This is a genomic window from Streptomyces sp. NPDC054866 (assembly GCF_053610745.1).
Map to the genome: position 1 here is coordinate 565,519 of NZ_JBSGZA010000002.1, position 17,224 is coordinate 582,742.

15 protein-coding genes and 1 pseudogene are annotated in these 17,224 nt (G+C 70.7%); 11 read left to right on the forward strand and 5 right to left on the reverse strand.

From position 1 onward, the window contains the following. Window positions 1-49 precede the first annotated feature (49 nt). Window positions 50-581 (forward strand): annotated as a pseudogene (locus ACWGI2_RS11270) (TetR/AcrR family transcriptional regulator); the annotation flags it as partial. Between the two features lie 30 nt (window positions 582-611). Here the strand turns inward: ACWGI2_RS11270 and ACWGI2_RS11275 are convergent. Beyond that, window positions 612-3,614: a bifunctional [glutamine synthetase] adenylyltransferase/[glutamine synthetase]-adenylyl-L-tyrosine phosphorylase gene (locus ACWGI2_RS11275; RefSeq protein ID WP_453694996.1), complete on the reverse strand. Its 3,003-nt coding sequence runs from the start codon at window positions 3,612-3,614 to the stop codon at window positions 612-614. Between the two features lie 119 nt (window positions 3,615-3,733). Here ACWGI2_RS11275 and ACWGI2_RS11280 point away from each other — a divergent pair, with 119 nt between their 5' ends. The 3 genes from ACWGI2_RS11280 to ACWGI2_RS11290 are packed head-to-tail and all read left to right on the forward strand — an operon-like array spanning window position 3,734 to window position 5,211. Continuing rightward, complete coding sequence (locus ACWGI2_RS11280) at window positions 3,734-4,246, forward strand: pyridoxamine 5'-phosphate oxidase family protein (protein WP_160504707.1); 513 nt, start codon at window positions 3,734-3,736, stop codon at window positions 4,244-4,246. A gap of 43 nt (window positions 4,247-4,289) precedes the next feature. Then, window positions 4,290-4,721: a VOC family protein gene (locus ACWGI2_RS11285; protein ID WP_453694997.1), complete on the forward strand. Its 432-nt coding sequence runs from the start codon at window positions 4,290-4,292 to the stop codon at window positions 4,719-4,721. A gap of 55 nt (window positions 4,722-4,776) precedes the next feature. Further along, window positions 4,777-5,211 carry a VOC family protein gene (locus ACWGI2_RS11290; RefSeq protein ID WP_453694998.1) on the forward strand — a complete coding sequence of 145 codons (435 nt, stop codon included), beginning with the start codon at window positions 4,777-4,779 and terminating at the stop codon, window positions 5,209-5,211. Between the two features lie 127 nt (window positions 5,212-5,338). Here ACWGI2_RS11290 and ACWGI2_RS11295 read toward each other — a convergent pair whose 3' ends face one another. Beyond that, complete coding sequence (locus tag ACWGI2_RS11295) at window positions 5,339-6,700, reverse strand: glutamine synthetase family protein (RefSeq protein WP_160504710.1); 1,362 nt, start codon at window positions 6,698-6,700, stop codon at window positions 5,339-5,341. Between the two features lie 305 nt (window positions 6,701-7,005). Between ACWGI2_RS11295 and ACWGI2_RS11300 the strand changes: the two genes are divergently transcribed. Together ACWGI2_RS11300 and ACWGI2_RS11305 are read left to right on the forward strand one after the other, a co-directional pair. Further along, on the forward strand, window positions 7,006-7,671 hold the full coding sequence (locus tag ACWGI2_RS11300) for a DUF3105 domain-containing protein (RefSeq protein ID WP_453694999.1): 666 nt from the start codon (window positions 7,006-7,008) through the stop codon (window positions 7,669-7,671). Continuing rightward, on the forward strand, window positions 7,668-8,291 hold the full coding sequence (locus tag ACWGI2_RS11305; protein ID WP_453695000.1) for a DUF305 domain-containing protein: 624 nt from the start codon (window positions 7,668-7,670) through the stop codon (window positions 8,289-8,291). The genes ACWGI2_RS11300 and ACWGI2_RS11305 overlap by 4 nt, the downstream gene beginning before the upstream one ends. A gap of 169 nt (window positions 8,292-8,460) precedes the next feature. Here ACWGI2_RS11305 and ACWGI2_RS11310 read toward each other — a convergent pair whose 3' ends face one another. After that, on the reverse strand, window positions 8,461-9,432 hold the full coding sequence (locus ACWGI2_RS11310) for a hydroxyacid dehydrogenase (protein ID WP_453695723.1): 972 nt from the start codon (window positions 9,430-9,432) through the stop codon (window positions 8,461-8,463). Window positions 9,433-9,779: 347 nt separating this feature from the next. Here ACWGI2_RS11310 and ACWGI2_RS11315 point away from each other — a divergent pair, with 347 nt between their 5' ends. The 4 genes from ACWGI2_RS11315 to ACWGI2_RS11330 all read left to right on the forward strand — a co-directional run bounded on the left by ACWGI2_RS11315 (window position 9,780) and on the right by ACWGI2_RS11330 (window position 14,432). Beyond that, window positions 9,780-10,634: an ABC transporter permease gene (locus tag ACWGI2_RS11315; protein WP_453395216.1), complete on the forward strand. Its 855-nt coding sequence runs from the start codon at window positions 9,780-9,782 to the stop codon at window positions 10,632-10,634. A 77-nt stretch (window positions 10,635-10,711) separates the two neighbouring features. Continuing rightward, complete coding sequence (locus ACWGI2_RS11320; RefSeq protein ID WP_453395882.1) at window positions 10,712-11,575, forward strand: carbohydrate ABC transporter permease; 864 nt, start codon at window positions 10,712-10,714, stop codon at window positions 11,573-11,575. 50 nt (window positions 11,576-11,625) lie between these two features. Further along, entirely contained in the window at window positions 11,626-13,263 is a 1,638-nt protein-coding gene (locus ACWGI2_RS11325; RefSeq protein WP_453695001.1) for an extracellular solute-binding protein, read from the forward strand. 104 nt (window positions 13,264-13,367) lie between these two features. Next, window positions 13,368-14,432, forward strand: a complete 1,065-nt coding sequence (locus ACWGI2_RS11330; RefSeq protein ID WP_453695002.1) for a LacI family DNA-binding transcriptional regulator — start codon at window positions 13,368-13,370, stop codon at window positions 14,430-14,432. A 409-nt stretch (window positions 14,433-14,841) separates the two neighbouring features. Here ACWGI2_RS11330 and ACWGI2_RS11335 read toward each other — a convergent pair whose 3' ends face one another. Together ACWGI2_RS11335 and ACWGI2_RS11340 are read right to left on the reverse strand one after the other, a co-directional pair. Then, window positions 14,842-15,684, reverse strand: a complete 843-nt coding sequence (locus ACWGI2_RS11335; protein ID WP_453695003.1) for an alpha/beta fold hydrolase — start codon at window positions 15,682-15,684, stop codon at window positions 14,842-14,844. After that, a complete protein-coding gene (locus tag ACWGI2_RS11340; RefSeq protein ID WP_453695004.1) occupies window positions 15,681-16,382 on the reverse strand; it encodes a DUF998 domain-containing protein in 702 nt (233 codons plus the stop codon). Before ACWGI2_RS11340 ends, ACWGI2_RS11335 begins: the two co-directional genes overlap by 4 nt. 176 nt (window positions 16,383-16,558) lie before the next feature. Between ACWGI2_RS11340 and ACWGI2_RS11345 the strand changes: the two genes are divergently transcribed. Next, window positions 16,559-17,122: a hypothetical protein gene (locus tag ACWGI2_RS11345; protein WP_453695005.1), complete on the forward strand. Its 564-nt coding sequence runs from the start codon at window positions 16,559-16,561 to the stop codon at window positions 17,120-17,122. Window positions 17,123-17,224 lie beyond the last annotated feature (102 nt).

Here is a 17,224-nt window from a genome sequence, read left to right on the forward strand (position 1 = left end):
CACCCGGCAGGGCTCGGGTTCGGCGGGTGGGGTCGGGGTGGTCACGGACATGCGGAGGAGAAGCCCTTCTGCGGCAGACGGGGCAGGCGGGGGCAGGGTTCGCGGCGGTGGGGAGTGGCCGCTGCTCGACAGGGACCGCATCACGACGACCGCGCTCGCCCTCATCGACGAGAAGGGCGACTTCAGCGTCCCGCAGATCGCCAAGCGCCTCGGCGCGCAGACCGGCTCGGTCCACCACCACGTGGACGGCCGCGACGGCATCGTGGAGCTGCTGCGCGAGCGGGTGTGCGAGGCGATCGACACCGGCACCCTCGACCCGCGACGCCCCTGGGACGCGTCCCTGTCCGCCTGGGCCCCGCTCCTACCGCGGCGCCTTCGCCGCCCACCCCAGGGTCATCCCGCTCGTCATGACCTCACCGGTGCGCGCGCCGCGCGTGCTCGATCAGTACGAATGCGCGGTGACGCTCCTGATCGACGCCGGGTTCGCCCTCGCCGATGTCATGCCGGTGATCATCGCCCTGGAGAACCTGGAGCTCGGCTCTGCGCTCGACCTGGCGGCGCCGGAGGCCCTGTGGGAGCTGCCGACCCTGCTGTTGGACCCAGGAGAGCCCTTACGCCCCGTAGAACCTCTCCTCCATCACGGCCCGTGCCCTGCGCGTGGTCCGCCGGTAGTCGTCCAGCATGTCCCCCACGTGCCCGGGGTCGTAGCCCAAGTACCGTCCCACCGCGGCGAGTTCACGGCCGTCCGAGGGGAAGGTGTCCCCTGCCCTGCCGCGTACCAGCATCACCGCGTTGCGCACCCTGGCGGCAAGGACCCACGCCTCGTCCAGGATCGCAGCCTCCTCGGTCGGGATCAGCTCGGCAGCGCAGGCCGCGGCGAGGGCCTCTCGGGTGCGGGTCGTGCGCAGGCCCGGCTCGACCCAGCCGTGGGTCAACTGCATGAGCTGGACGGTCCATTCGACGTCCGAGAGACCGCCGCGGCCCAGCTTGGTGTGCAGGGTGGGGTCGGCGCCGCGCGGCATGCGTTCCGCCTCCATGCGGGCCTTCAGGCGGCGGATCTCGCGGACGGCGTCGTCGCCGAGGCCCTCCGCCGGGTAACGCAACGGGTCGATGAGGTCGATGAAGGCGCGGCCCAACTCGGCGTCGCCCGCGACCGGTTCGGCCCTCAGCAGCGCCTGGGACTCCCAGACGAGTGACCAGCGGCGGTAGTAGGCCTCGTACGAGCCGAGAGTGCGCACCAGCGGGCCACTCTTGCCCTCCGGGCGCAGGTCCGTGTCGATCAGCAACGGCGGGTCGGAGCTGGGGAGTTGGAGGAGCCTGCCCATCTCGGAGACCACCTGCGAGGCCGCCTTCGCCGCCTCGTGGTCGCCGACGCCCTCGCGCGGCTCGTGGACGAAGAGGACGTCCGCGTCCGAGCCGTAGCCCAGTTCGTGGCCGCCGAAGCGGCCCATGCCGATCACGGCGAACCGCACCGGCAGCGTGTCGCCCCAGCCTTCGCGGACCACCGCGCGCAGCGTCCCCGCGATCGTGGCCGCCGTGAGGTCGGAGACCGCGTCGCCCACCCGGTCGAGCAGCGCCCCGGGGTCGGCCGCCACGGGGCTCTCCTCCGTGCCGTACGAGCCGATGATGTCCGCCGCCGTCGTGCGGAACAGCTCGCGGCGGCGGACGCCCCGCGCCGCCGTCACCGCCTGTTCGGCGCCGTCAGCGCGGCCCACCGCGGCCAGGACCTCCTGCTCCAGGTGGGCGTGGTCGCGGGGTTCGAGGCCGCGCTGGTCGCCGAGCAGGGCCACCGCTTCGGGGGCGCGCAGGAGGAGGTCGGGGGCCAGGCGCCCGGCGGACAGGACGCGGGCGAGGTTCTCGGCCGCGGCGCCCTCGTCGCGCAGGAGCCTCAGATACCAGGGGGTCTTGCCAAGGGCGTCCGACACCTTGCGGAAGTTCAGGAGGCCCGCGTCGGGGTCCGCCGAGTCGGCGAACCAGCCGAGGAGCACGGGGAGCAGGGTGCGCTGGATGGCCGCCTTGCGGGTGACGCCGGAGGCGAGGGCCTCCAGGTGGCGCAGGGCGGCCGCGGGGTCGTGGTAGCCGAGGGCGACCAGGCGTTCGCGGGCGGCTTCGGTGCTCAACCGGGTCTCTACGGGGGCGAGTTGGGCCACGGCGTCCAGGAGCGGGCGGTAGAAGAGCTTCTCGTGCAGGCGGCGCACGACCGAGGTGTGCCGCTTCCACGCGCGGTTCAGCTCGGTGATCGGCTCCGTGCGCATGCCCAGGGAGCGGCCGATGCGCCGCAGGTCCGCGTCGTCCTCGGGGATCAGGTGGGTGCGCCGCAGCTTGAAGAGCTGGATGCGGTGCTCCAGGGAGCGCAGGAAGCGGTAGGCGTCGTCGAGCTGGACCGCGTCCACGCGTCCCACATAGCCGCCGGCCGCGAGCGCCTCCAGGGCCGCGAGGGTCGAGCCGCTGCGGATCGAGGTGTCGCCGCGGCCGTGCACCAACTGCAGAAGCTGTACGGCGAATTCGACGTCCCGCAGACCGCCGGGGCCCAGCTTCAGCTCGCGTTCGACCTCACCCGCCGGGATGTTCTCCACGACCCGGCGGCGCATCTTCTGCACGTCGGGCACGAAGTTGTCGCGCTCGGCCGCGTGCCAGACGAGGGGCGCGAGGGTGTCGACGTACTCCTTGCCGAGCTCCAGGTCACCGGCCACCGGACGGGCCTTGAGCAGCGCCTGGAACTCCCAGGTCTTGGCCCAGCGCTGGTAGTAGGCGAGGTGGCTGCTGAGGGTGCGCACGAGGGGGCCGTTGCGGCCCTCGGGGCGGAGGTTGGCGTCGACCGGCCAGATCGTCCCCTCGACCGTGGTCTCCGAGCAGATCCGCATCATGTGCGAGGCGAGCCGGGTGGCGGCCTGCAGCGCCTTGCCCTCCTCGGCGCCGTCCGTGCTCTCGACGGCCTCGCCGACGAAGATGACGTCGACGTCCGACACGTAATTCAGCTCGTGGCCACCGCACTTGCCCATCGCGATGACGGCGAGCCTGCACTGCGCGGCGTCCGCGGGGGCCGCCTGCTCGGCCATGGTGAGCGCGGCGCGCAGGGTCGCCGTCGCCAGGTCCGCGAGCTCGGCGGCCGCCTCGGCCAGGTCCGTCGTGCCGCAGACGTCACGGGCCGCTATGGCAAGGAGGCAGCGGCGGTAGGAGACGCGCAGCGAGATGGGGTCGGTGGCGTCGGCGAGGCCGCGCTCGAACTCCTCGACGCCGGGGTGCAGGTCGGCGAGTTCGTACGTGACCAGGGCGCGCCAGTCGCGGGGATGCCGGGCCAGGTGGTCGGCGAGGGCCTCGGACGCGCCGAGCACACCAAGCAGCCGGTCACGCAGCGGCTTGGCGCTGACCAGGGTGTCGAGCAGCTCCCGGCGGCTGGTGTCGTCGGGCTGCCCCTCGACCAGGCGTACGAGGCCCAGGAGCGCCAGGTCCGGGTCGGCGGCGGCGCCGAGGGCGTCGAGGAGCACCGGATCGGTGCGCACCGCGGACAGCTCGGGAGCGCCGAGCAGCCGCTCGGCGGCGGACGGATCGGTGAAGCCGTGCCGCAGCAGCCGCGTGAACGTACTGCTTCTGCGCCCTTGCGGCACCGTCATCCTCGCGCCTCCGTTCGATCATTCCTGGCCCGAGCCTACGGCCTGACCGATGAGTTCTGCCCGCGTGCGGAGTCCATCCTTGAACGGGAGCATTGGTGTCGGCGTTCAGGAGGCGGACCATGCCGAGCAAGGAACCTCGTACGGAACTGGATTCCCGGTACAGCAGCACGGGAGCGGTGGCGACCCCGTGGGCCGACGCCGTGCGGCAGCTGAAGGCCGCCGAGCTCTTCTGGATCTCGTCCGTACGCCCCGACGGGCGCCCGCACGTCACACCGCTGCCCGCGGTCTGGCTGGACGGGGCGCTGCACTTCTGCACGGGCCCCGATGAACGCAAGGCGCGGAACGTGGCGGCCAACCCCGAGGTCGTGCTGACCACGGGCGTCAACCTCTGGGACAAGGGCCACGATCTGGTCGTCGAGGGCTCCGCGGTCCGGATCACCGACGAGGACAGGCTGCGGCGCCTCGCGGCGGCATGGGAGGAGAAGTACGGCAGCTTCTGGCACTACGAGGTGCGGGACGGCTGCTTCCACCACGGGGCCGGCCACGCGTACGTCTTCGAGGTGGCCCCTCGCACCGCGTTCGGCTTCGGCAAGGGGGAGCCGTTCAGCCAGACGCGCTGGCGCTTCACGTGACGCACGAGAAGAAACGTACGCAGCCACCCAAGGAGACCACCTGATGGACTGGACACTCGAAGTGGTGATGGTCCCTGTCGCCGACATGGACCGCGCCAAGGACTTCTACGAGCACAAGTGCGGCTTCAAGGCGGACCTGGACAGCGCGATCGCCCCGGGCGTGCGCGTCATGCAGTTCACCCCGCCCGGCTCGCGCTGCTCGTTCGCCATGATGACCGGCATGCCGCCCGCTCCCGGCGTCTCGGAGATGACGCCGGGCTCGCTGCACGGCCTGCAGCTGTGCGTCACGGACATCGTGGCCGCGCGGGCCGAGCTCGCGGAGCGCGGCGTGGACGTCACGCCGGTCCTGCACGTGGGCCCGGACGGCTGGGCCGAGGGGACGGGCGGGACGTGGAACGGCTTCTGTTTCTTCAAGGATCCGGACGGCAACGGCTGGTCGGTGCAGGAGGCTCCGAGTCCGCTTTCGGAGCGGTGAAACGGGGTGCGGCCGTCGCGCTGACAGGGCCATCGCGCCCTGATGTACTCGGCGCATGGAATACACACTCGAGGTGATCCCGCTCCCCGTCAGCGACATCGACCGGGCCAAGGAGTTCTACCGCGACAAGCTCGGCTTCCACGTGGACATCGACCAGGAGGTCATGCCGGGCATGCGCATCGTCCAGCTGACCCCGCCGGGGTCCGGCTGTTCCATCGCCCTCGCAGACACCCTCTGGGAGACCATGGCCGGCTCGACCCCCGCTCCCGGTTCCTACCAGGGCCTCCAGCTGTGCGTCGCCGACGCGAAGGCGGCGCATGCCGAGCTGACGGCGCGCGGGTTGGACATCAGCGAGCCGGTGGCTCACGCGCCGCAGGACGGCGGCACGTTCATGTACTTCAAGGACCCGGACGGCAACGGCTGGGCCATCCAGGAGTACCGGGTGCGGGCGTCGACGCCTCTGCGGGATGCGATTGTCAGCGCCCCGTAAGGGGCGCGAGGAACTGCGCGCTCAGCGCGCGAAAAGCCGCAGTCGCGTCTGGCGAATACCGCGCAGACGCGACTGCGGCTTTTCTGTGGTTGCTCGCGCAGTTCCCCGCGCCCCTTACGGGGCGCTGCTACAGCACCGGCAGGTTCTTCCTCAGCTCAAAGGCCGTCACCTCTGACCTGTACTCCTCCCACTCCTGCTTCTTGTTCCGGAGGAAGAAGTCGTACACGTGCTCGCCGAGCGTCTCCGCGACCAGTTCCGACCGCTCCATCAGAGCAATCGCCTCGCCCAGGTTCTGCGGCAGCGGCTCGATGCCCATCGCGCGGCGTTCGGCGTCGCTCAGGGCCCACACGTCGTCGTCGGCGCCCGGCGGGAGCTCGTAGCCCTCCTCGATGCCCTTGAGGCCCGCGGCGAGCAGCACCGCGTACGTCAGGTACGGGTTCGCGCCCGAGTCGATCGAGCGGACCTCCACCCGTGCCGAGCCGGTCTTGCCGGGCTTGTACATCGGGACGCGGATCAGCGCCGAGCGGTTGTTGTGGCCCCAGCAGATGTACGAGGGGGCTTCGCCGCCCGCGCCCGCCGTGCGCTCCGAGCCGCCCCAGATGCGCTTGTAGGAGTTCACCCACTGGTTGGTGACCGCGGAGATCTCGGCGGCGTGCTTCAGGAGGCCCGCGATGAAGGAGCGGCCGACCTTGGAGAGCTGGTACTCGGAGCCGGACTCGTAGAAGGCGTTGCGGTCGCCCTCGAAGAGGGAGAGGTGCGTGTGCATGCCCGAGCCCGGGTGCTCGGAGAAGGGCTTCGGCATGAAGGTCGCGTTGACCCCCTGCTCCAGCGCGACCTGCTTCATGACCAGGCGGAACGTCATGATGTTGTCGGCCGTGGAGAGCGCGTCCGCGTAACGGAGGTCGATCTCCTGCTGGCCGGGCGCGCCCTCGTGGTGGCTGAACTCGACCGAGATGCCCATGGATTCGAGCATCGTGATGGCCTGGCGGCGGAAGTCCATGCCGACGTTCTGCGGGGTGTGGTCGAAGTAGCCGGAGTTGTCGGCGGGGGTGGGCCGCGAGCCGTCCAGCGGCTTGTCCTTCAGGAGGAAGAACTCGATCTCGGGGTGGGTGTAGAAGGTGAACCCGAGGTCGGAGGTCTTCGCCAGGGCCCGCTTCAGGACGTAGCGCGGGTCGGCGAAGGACGGGGAGCCGTCCGGCATGAGGATGTCGCAGAACATGCGGGCGGTGCCGGGGGCCTCCGCGCGCCAGGGCAGGACCTGGAACGTCGACGGGTCCGGCTTGGCGATCATGTCCGACTCGTACACCCGGGCGAATCCCTCGATCGCCGAGCCGTCGAAACCGATGCCCTCGTCGAAGGCCTGCTCCAGCTCGGCGGGAGCCACCGCGACCGATTTCAGGAAGCCGAGGACATCCGTGAACCACAGGCGTACGAACCGGATGTCGCGCTCCTCCAGTGTCCGGAGCACGAATTCCTGCTGCTTGTCCATCTTCCGCTTCCACCCATCATTGCTGGTCAGGCCGCCTGCGTCCGCGCCGTGTTCGAGCAGTCTCCTCGTCTGGGGACGCATCGGGGCACATGAGCATCCCACCACACCGTTTCGGGCGCGTTGCGGGCCATGTGCCGCCCTGTGCCCATAGTGCCTGCTGATCGGCGCGCCCGTAACAGCGGGCGGCTCAGACTGCCCCTACAGCCCGCGACGCTCGCCCATTACGATCAGCGAACCGCACCACCATGTTCCGCCAGCGCGTCCCGCCCTTTCCGTCGTATCGCCGTATCGCCGAAGGACACATCATGGGTTCCGCCAAGAACACGAGCGCCGCTTCCCGCAAGGCCCGGATAGAGGAGATGCGCCGGGCAGAGCGCGCACGCGACCGCCGTGGCCGCGTCATCACGATCACTCTCAGCGCGGTGGTGGTCGCCGCGCTCGCCGTGGGCGGTGTCGTCCTCTTCCAGAAGGCCGACGACGACTCCGGCACGGTCGCCGACGGGGACTCCGCGCCGAAGTTCAAGACGACCGCGGACGGCGAGAAGGTCTGGGACGCGAAGAAGCTGGGCCGTACGCACGTCACCAAGGACGTCAGCTACTCGATGACCCCGCCGGTGGGCGGCGACCACGACCAGGCGTGGATGAACTGCAACGGCGACGTCTACAAGGACGAGCTCCCGGAGCGCCACGCCGTGCACTCCCTGGAGCACGGGGCCGTCTGGGTGACGTACAACGACAAGGCGAAGGCCGCGGACCTGAAGAAGCTGGAGCAGAAGGTCAAGCAGACGCCGTACTCGCTGATGAGTCCCGTCAAGGACCAGAAGGACCCGGTCATGCTGACGGCCTGGGGCCACCAGCGCACGGTGACCGGCGCGTCCGACCCGAAGGTCGCCTCCTTCTTCTCCACGTACGTGCAGGGCAAGCAGACTCCTGAGCCGGGGGCCGCCTGCACGGGTGGCAAGTCCCAGTGAGGCGGCGCACCTGCTGGGTGGTCGGGGCCCTCGCGGCGGTGGCGGTGGCCGGCGGCGGGATCACCGTCGCGGTCGCCTCGTCGGACGGCTCGTCCGGCACGTCGTCCCCCGCCACGGAGTCGGCCGACGCGGGCTTCGCCCGGGACATGGCGACGCATCACCAGCAGGCCGTGGAGATGTCGTACATCGTGCGTGACCGCACGAAGGACGGGGAGATCCGTCGCCTCGCGTACGACATCGCCCAGACGCAGGCGAACCAGCGGGGCATGCTGCTGGGCTGGCTCGACCTGTGGGAGCTGCCGAAGGTGCCCGAGCGGGGGCCGATGGAGTGGATGGGGATGGGGGACATGCCGCCGGGCAAGGACGGCGCGCTGATGCCGGGGATGGCGACGAACGCCGAGCTCAAGGAGCTCGGGAAGCTGAGTGGGCGGGCTGCTGAGGTGCGGTACCTGCAGCTGATGACCAAGCACCACAAGGGCGGGGTCCATATGGCCCAGGGGTGTGTGGACCGGTGCGAGGTGGGGGCGGAGGTGCGGCTCGCGCGGGGGATGGTGGAGTCGCAGGAGTCGGAGATGGAACTGATGGCGGACTTGCTGAAGGCTCGGGGAGCAAAGCCGTGACCTGGCGGCGGTCGGCCGCAGGGGGCTTGCACGCTATGGTCCCGGCCGCGTGGTTCTCAGCCCGTCCGGCGTTTGAGGACGAACTCGGCGGAGCCGGTGATGGACGGCGAGCAAGGCCCCCGCGCCGAGCGGGTTTTCGGGAAGGGGTGGGGTTGGGGAAAGAATCCGCCTACGCCACCCGCAGCAACTCCTCCCTAAGCAACCGCCCCCGCAGCTCCTCCCCCCGCACGAACCTCTCCACCTCCCCCACCGCGTACTCCCCCAGCCTCCGCACCTCACTCCCCTGCGCCCCCGCGACATGCGGGGTGACGAGCACGTTCGAAAGCACCAGCAGGGGGTGACCGGCCGGCAGCGGCTCCGGGTCCGTCACGTCCAGGAACGCGTCCAGGCGCCCCGCCCCGCACTCCCTGGCCAGCGCCTCCGTGTCGACAAGTGAGCCCCGCGCCGTGTTGATGACGGTGCCCCCGTCGGGGATCAGCTTGAGCATCTCCTCGCTCACCATGCCCCGTGTCTCGGGCAGTTGGGGCGCGTGGACGCTGACGATCGAGCTGCGCCGGCACAGCTCCGAGAGGTCGACCAGCTCCACGCCGAGCCCGGCGGCCTCCTCCCCCGTGACGTAGGGGTCGGTCAGCAGTACGCGCCAGCCCACGTCGGACGCGCGCAGCGCCGCGATCACACCCCGCCCGATTCGGGACGCGCCGATGATGCCGACGGTGCGGGCATCGGCGCCCGCCCGCTCGGTGAACGACGGCCACCCGGCGGCGTAGCCCGCCGCGGTCGGCAGCGCGCCCTTCGCCGCGAAGGTGATCGCGGCGAGCGTGTAGGCGACGACGGGCCCCGCGTTGGCGTCGGCCGCCGATGAGACCACCACGCCCCGGTCCCACAGCGCGTCCGTCACCACGGGTTTCACGGATCCGGCGGCGTGCACGAGGGCCCGGAGCCGAGGGGCGCCCGCGAGGACATCTGCCGTGATGGGCGGGCAGTTCCAGCCGGTGACCAGGATCTCCGCGTCGGCGAGCACCGCGAGCGCCTCGGTCCCGGTGAGCGACCCGGCGAGCAGGGCGGGCGCCAACTCCACGCTGCGGGCGAGCCGTTCGCGGATGTCGGGGGCGAACACCCGGTCCGCCACATCCGCGCTCATGGCGAGCACCGCGTTCAGTCGGCCTTTCAACTCTGCCTGGTCTGCCACGCGTGACCATCCCTCGTAGTAACCGGTTACCCAACAGCGCCTGGAGGCTAGGCCGAAGTCGGGACGGCGGTCAAGAGATCGCGGGGTCAAGGGGGTTGACCGGGGTTAGTAACCGCTTTAGATTCCGGTCACCTTGTTCCGACAACGGAGGGGCTGCCGTGTCAGCGGTGACGAAGGACCGGACGGAAACCGAGGCGGTGAAGCCGCCCGGCAAGCGCAGCAATCGGCCAAATGGCAACAAACCCAAGCGTGATGAGCGATGGAAACGGTTTCGCTCCTCGCGAGTCCTGTTGCTGCTCATGGTCCCGGGAGTCGCGTACTTCCTGGTGTTCCACTACGGCGCGTTCATCGGGAACGCCGTCGCCTTCAAGGAGTACGTCCCCTTCGACGGCCTCTGGGCCAGCCCCTGGGTCGGCTTCGAGAACTTCGACCGGATGTTCGGCGACCCGGACTTCTGGCACGCGACCTGGAACACGCTCTTCCTCGCGGTGCTCCAGCTGGTCTTCTTCTTCCCGGTCCCGCTCGGCCTCGCCCTGCTCCTGCACAGCCTGACCTCGGACCTGACGCGGCGCTTCGTGCAGTCGGTGGTCTATCTTCCGCACTTCCTGTCGTGGGTCATCGTCGTCGCCCTGTTCCAGCAGGTGCTCGCCGACACCGGGCTTCTCAACTCCGTGCTGGGGCAGGCGGGTCTGCACTCCGTCGACATCATCGGCAACCCGGACGCCTACCCGGCGCTCGTCGTCGCGCAGGTCGTCTGGAAGGACGCGGGCTGGGGCACGATCATCTTCCTCGCCGCGCTGATGCAGGTGGACGAGCAGCAGTACGAGGCCGCCGCCATCGACGGGGCCGGCCCCTGGCGCCGCTTCTGGCACGTGACGCTGCCATCGATCCGGCCGGTCGTCATCCTGCTCCTGATCATGCGGCTCGGCGACATCCTCTCCGTCGGCTTCGAACAGATGCTGCTGCAACGGCAGTCGGTGGGACCCGAGGCCGGTGAGGTGCTCGACACCTTCGTCTTCTGGCAGGGCATCGTCGGCGGCGACACCGGATACGCCGCGGCGGCGGGCCTGTTCAAGGGCGTGGTCGGCGCGATTCTCGTCTACGCGGCCAACAAGGCCGCCCATCGCCTCGGCGAGCAGGGGGTCTACAAGTGAGCACGAAAACCGCCGCGATACGCCCCGGACGGCCCGCGCGTCGCGCACGCCCCGTACGCCCCCCGCGCCCCTCCTGGATGGAGAAGCCGAAGCCCGTCACCCAGGTGGCCAAGGCCCTCGCCATCGTCACCATCCTGGTCATGGTCTTCGTGCCGTTCCTGGTCATCGTCTCGACGTCGTTCGCCTCCAACCGCGAGGTCATCGCCAACGGCGGCTGGGTCCTGTGGCCGACGCACCCGACCCTGCGCGCCTACGAGCAGGTCTTCGCGGGCGGCATCGTCACCAAGGCGCTCGGCGTCAGCGCCGGCATCACCGTCATCGGCACCCTCGCCTCGCTCGCGTGCACCACGTTCCTCGCGTACGCACTGAGCCGCCCCAAGGTGTACGGCGGGAAGCCGATCCTGCTGATCATCCTGTTCACGTTCCTCTTCCCGCCCGGCATGATCCCCGCGTTCCTGCTGGTCAAGGGCATGGGGATGCTGGAGAGTTACAGCGCCCTGATCGTCCCGGTCCTCATCAACGTCTTCAATCTGGTCGTCCTGCGCGGCTTCTTCCAGGGCGTACCCGAGGAGCTGTACGAGGCGGCGCGGCTCGACGGCGCGAACGACTGGCAGATCCTGTGGCGGGTCGTCCTTCCGCTCTCCAAGGCGGCCCTCGCGGTGGTCGGCCTCTTCTATGCGGTGAGCTACTGGAACGCCTGGTTCCATGCCTCGATCTACCTGGAGTCCGACCACTGGCCGCTCCAGCAGGTCCTGCGTACGTACGTGATGGGCGGCTCGCAGATCGCGGACACCGGCCTGAGCGACGCGGCGAACGTCTCGGCCCCGCAGACGATGCAGATGGCCGTCCTGGTGATCGCCACCGTGCCGATCCTGATCGTCTACCCCTTCCTTCAGAAGTACTTCACCAAGGGCGTGCTCACGGGCGCCATCAAGAGCTGAGCCAACTCCCCCGTATCTTTCGAAAGGTTGACACTGTGTCCGGTTCCTCGATGTCGCGCCGTACGCTGCTGCGCTCCATAGCCGTCGGCGGCGCCGCGGTCGCGGCCCCCTCCCTGCTCACCGCCTGCTCCACCGGCTCGGGCGGCGGCGGTTCGGTCAGCAACGCCAACAAGAAGGCGGCGCCCTGGCCGACGTACACGCCGGCCAAGGGCCCGACACCCGACCTCGCGCCCAGCACCGATGGCGTACAGCCCGGGTTCACCAAGTACCCGGAGAAGCTGGTCGCCGCGACGGCCGAGAAGCCGGGCACCGGCAAGCAGAAGATCAAGGTCATGACCATCACCTACGGCACCCCGCCGAAGCCGGTCGGATCGAACAAGTACTGGCAGGCGATGAACGAGGCCCTCGGTGTCGAGGTCGAGTTCTCCGTGGTGCCCGACGCGGACTTCCGCTCCAAGATGTCCACCCTGATGTCCGGCGACGACCTGCCCGACATGATCAACTTCGGTGGCGGCTACGTCCTGCCGCGCGAGTCGCAGTTCGTGAAGTCGCGGTGCGCGGACCTCTCGGAGCACCTGTCCGGGGACGCGGTCAAGGACTACCCGAACCTCGCCAACATCCCCACGTACGCCTGGGAGGGCATGGGCCGCGTCGCCGGCCGCATCTACGGCCTCCCCGTCGAGCGCGCCAAGGTGCAGGGCGCGATGTTCATCAACCGCGAGGCCTTCGACAAGGCGGGCTACAAGCCGGGCATGGCGGCGGCCGACTTCCAGACGATGGCCAGGGAGGCCTCGCGGAACAAGAAGTCCGCGCTCGGCGCGTCGTCGGTCGGCTTCTTCGGTTACCTCTACCACGCGATGTGGCACGGGGCGCCGAACCAGTGGCAGATCAAGAACGGCAAGGTCACCGACATGTACGGGACCGACGAGTTCAGGGCCGCCCTGGAGTACATGTCCAAGATGCGCAAGGCGGGCTCGTACAACTCCGACGCCACCTCGATCTCCCAGGTCGACCTCAAGACGCAGTTCTACAACGGCACGGTCCGCTCGATGACGGACGGCTGGGGCGCGGCCATCTCCAACGCGCAGGGCATCAAGGACGAGTTCACGCTGGACGCCGCCGTGCCGTACGTGGTCGACGGCGTGACGCCCGTCTACCAGCAGAACCGCGGCTGTTTCGGCTACACCGTCATCAAGAAGGCCTCCAAGGACCGCGTCAAGCTGATGCTGCGGGTCCTGGACTGGCTGGCGTCGCCGTTCGGCTCCAAGGAGTACGAGCTGATGCACTCGGGCGTCGAGGGCACGCACTTCGAGTACGACAAGAGCGGCGACCCGATCCCCACCTCGCTCGGCCTGGTGGAGAACCGGACGAACCTCCCCTTCGCGTACCTCATGGACGCGCCGCAGCCGCTGTACTTCCCGGGGTTCGCCGATCTCACCAAGCGGCTGCACACGTGGGAGAAGGCGGTCGTGCCGAACCTCGTCCGTGACGACCACTGGGGGCTGATGTCGGACACGTACAACCGGCAGGGCGCGTCCATGCAGCAGGTCATCGAGGACGGTGTCACGGCGATCGTCTCGGGCCGCAAGAAGCTGTCCGACTGGGACGCCGTCTACAAGAAGTGGCAGACGCAGGGCGGCGAGAAGGCGCGCGAGGAGTTCGCGAAGGAGTACGAAGCCGCGCACTGATCCGGCGGGGGGCGCGGGATGATGGTCCGGGGCGGGCTGCCGTGGAGCGCGGGCTGCCATGTGGGGCAACGCCGCCCCGGATTCTGCTACTTGAGGGAGACACAGTGGGTGAGCGGGTCACCATCCGCGATGTGGCGGCGCGGGCGGGCGTCTCGGTCGCGACCGTCTCGCGGGTGCTCGCGGGCAACTACCCGACGTCGACGGCGTCGCGGGCGAAGGTCCTGAGGGCCGTCAAGGACCTCGACTACGTCGCCAACGCGCACGCGCGCGCGTTGGCGGGCGCGGGCCGCAAGACGATCGCGGTGCTCATGTTCGACGTGGTGAGCTCCTTCTACGCGAACGTCGCACAGGGCGTGGAGATGGAGGCCGCCCAGCGGGGCAGGCTGACCCTGGTCTCGTCGACGGGCAGTGATCCGGCCCGCGAGCTCGCCCTGGTGCAGATGATGCGCGAACAGGCCGCCGAAGCCGTGGTGTTGGTGGGCGGTGTCATCGAGGACGACGAGTACCGCGAGCGGATGGCGCGGTACGCGGAGGCCCTCGCCGCGGCGGGCTCCCGGCTTGTGCTGTGCGGGCGTCCCGCGCCGGCGCCGGATGTCCCCGCGCTGGTCGTCGAGTACGACAACGAGGCGGGCGCGTACGCGATCACGAGCCACCTGCTGGGCGCGGGCCACCGCAAGATAGCCCTGATCGGCTACCAACCCGGCCACACGACGGGCGAGGACCGTGTCGCCGGTTACCTGCGGGCGCTGGCCGACCACGGGGTGCCGCGCGAGCAGGCGATCCTGCACGGCATCGGCTTCGGGCAGAACCACGGGTACGAGGCGATCATGGACCTTCTCAAGAAGGCAGACGGCAGGCCGGACTTCACGGCGGTGTTCGCGGGCGACGACAGGGTGGCGGCGGCCACGGTGATCGCGCTGCGGGAGCACGGGCTGCGGGTGCCGGAGGACATCTCGGTGGTCGGCTACAACGACGACCCCGTGGCGGCGGACATCACCCCCGGCCTGACGACGGTGCACATCCCCGCGGAGGAGATGGGCCGGACGGCGGTCCGCCTCGCTCTGGCGGGGGCACCCCGGGCGGGCCAGGAGAGGCATCTGCTGGGGACGCACATCGTGATCCGGGAGAGTGTGCGGGGGCTCCGGGGGAGCCGGGGGGCCACTTCTTAGTGGCCCTGCGGTATCCCTCGCGGGCCGAGGGCTTCGGGGGGGCGCTTTCGGGGTGACCCGGCGGTATCCCCTGAACCGCCGCTCCGCGGCGGGTGTCTCCCACCCACCCGCCCGATTGCCCCGCGGCGAGTCGGGGAGGCGTTTCGTCCCCCTGGCCGCCCAATTGCCTCGCCGCGAGGCGGGCGCAGGCGCTCTGCTTCATGGCCGCTCCACCGCGTGGCCGCCCGGCTGCCCGGCTGCCCGGCTGCCCCAAAGCGATGCGCGGTGGCTTCCCGCAGCCTTGCGCCCACCTCAAACCGCCGCTACACGCCGGAAAACCCAAGCCACCCACCCACGTGATCTACCTGCACCACGGCACCGCCGGGTCATCGGGTGGGTGGGCGGGAAAGATTCGCCGCGCAGCGGCGGATCAGGGGATACCGCCGGGCGCCCCGCCGGCGAACCCCGTATCAAGCACCGCCCCCGCCACGCCCCCCGGGGCGTCCCGCATCACCAAGTGGCCCGATGGTTCCGCTACGCGGAAGGTCGCGTCCAGCGTGGTGGCTAGGGTCCGCTGCCGGGCGAGCCACCCCGCCGCGCCTCCCCCATACGCGGCAAGCACCGTGACCGGAAGCCGCCCCGGGAGGGGGAACTCCCGGCGGAGAGCGGTGAGTTCGGTCGCCACGTCGCCGTACGTCGCGTACTCCAGGAGCGAACCCCGCAGCACACGACTCGCCCCGTAGACCTGCCTCACCGCCCCCGCCGACGCCCCGTCACCCCGCACCGCCACCCTCCGCAGGACAGGCCCCACAGCCCTCGGCACCCCCGCCCCGCTCAGCACCGCCCCGCACACCCGCGCCGTCCCCACCCGCACCCCGCGCGGCACCCGCACCCTGGGGTTCTCCTCGACGCTGGAGTCGGCCAGGACGAGGCCCGCCGTACGCGCGGGGAAAAGGCGGGCGAACGCCTCGCAGTGGAAGCCCGCGAGCGAGTGCCCGACCACCGTGGCGGGGCGCCCGCCGAGGCCAAGGGCGTCCAGGACGCGCGCGATCCGCTCGGCCTCGCCCGCAAGCGTGGGCGCCACGCGCGCGTGCCCGCTCAGGCCCGCCCCCGGCCGGTCGAAGCAGACGACGGTCCGCCAGGGGGCGATGCGCTCCACCACCGCGTCCCAGTCGAACCACGCGAGCCCGAGCCCCGCGCTCAGCACGCACACCGGCCCGCTCCCCGTCACTCGCACGTGGTGCGGCACTCCCCCGATCCGTACGAAACTCACGCGCGCCGCACCACCGCGCGCGCGAGCAGCCCGAGCCAGACCGCGATCAGCAGCACCTGGAGCCGCTGCCCCACCCCGAGACCCCACGTGCCGTGCCCCGCGTCGAAGGCGGTGACAGCGGCCAACGTCCAGGCGGTGGCGGCCAGTTCGAGGATTACGAGGAGGAGGGCCAGGGAGCCCGCGATGGAGGGCGGGAATCCGCGCCTCCGCGCCGCGAGCGTCAGCGTCACCATCCCCACCAGCGCTCCCGTCACCGCGACACTGCTGCTCACCGCGTGCGCCTCGTGCGCCGCGGGCACGAGCCCCGCGCCCTCCCTGGCCACGCAGGCCGCGTCGGCGGTCGGCGCGCAGCTCAGCGGCAGCCGGGAGTCCACCGCGGTGGCCGCCCCGAACAGGGCGAGCCCCGCCCACCCCACGACCGTGCTCCACCGTCGCGACAGCCACAGCAGCGCGCCCACCGCGCCCGCGAGGACCAGCAGCCCGGCGGTCAGGTCGGCCGTGCGGAACAGCGTGCCGTGCGGCTGGTCCTGGGCGGCGAGTTCACTGACGTACGAACTCAGCGGCGAGAGTCCCGTGCCGAGGAAGGCTTCGAGGATCCACGTGCTGTAGGCGACAGCGCCGAGTGCCAGGAGCGCCGAGACGGCGATGGCGCGGGCGGGGCGGGGCTCCGTCGGTGCGGTGGGCGCGGCGGTGGGCACGGCTGGGAGGGTGGCGCTAGTCGGCGGCAGCACGCGTGTTCCCCGGCGAGGGACGCAGGCCTCCGACAGATGGTGTGGTCTGCACCGGTTTGTGCGTATTCGTCATGAGCTCATGATCAGCGGAGTACCGGGGGCCCGCATGTCGCGGAATACCCGCCGGGGGTAAGGTTTCGCCCATGGCGGCCCTGAAGAGATCAGCGAACGGCGGCAGGCAGCTCCTGCTGCTCGCGGCGCTGCTCTTCGGCATCGTGACGATGCATACGCTGGGCCATCCGACCAGCCACTCGTCGAGCCCCGCGACGGGTCACTCGGCGGGTCACTCGGCGAGCCCCGCGGCAGGCCACTCCTCGGGCCCCGCGACGGGTCACTCCTCCGGCCCCGCTACGGCCCACTCGTCGAGCTACGTGCCGAGCCACCCGAGCGGGCCCGAACAGGCCGCCGCCCGGCATGAGATGAGCGCGGGCGACGCGGAGCCGCCGGAGATGCCCGAAGTCACCGGCCACGCGCGCGTGGTGACAGCCGTGGGCGAAGGCGTCGGCATGGACGGGATGGACCCGCTGTCCGTCTGCCTGGCCGTCCTCGCCGCACTCACCCTCGTACTGCTGCTGAAGGCGGGCCTGCTGCGGCCCGGCGGCTTCGCCGTCCCCGCCCGTGCGCTCGCCCGGCTGCTCGACGGGCTGCGGCCCAATCCGCCGCCGCCTCGCATACTCCTCTCCCACCTCTCAGTGCTGCGCATCTAGGCCGACGCACCGGCTGCTTCACGCTGCCCGCGTCCTGGTGGGCCCTTGATGGGAACCTCCGGGCGTCGAGCGGTGTACCAGAAGCAGCAGATGCGCCCATCT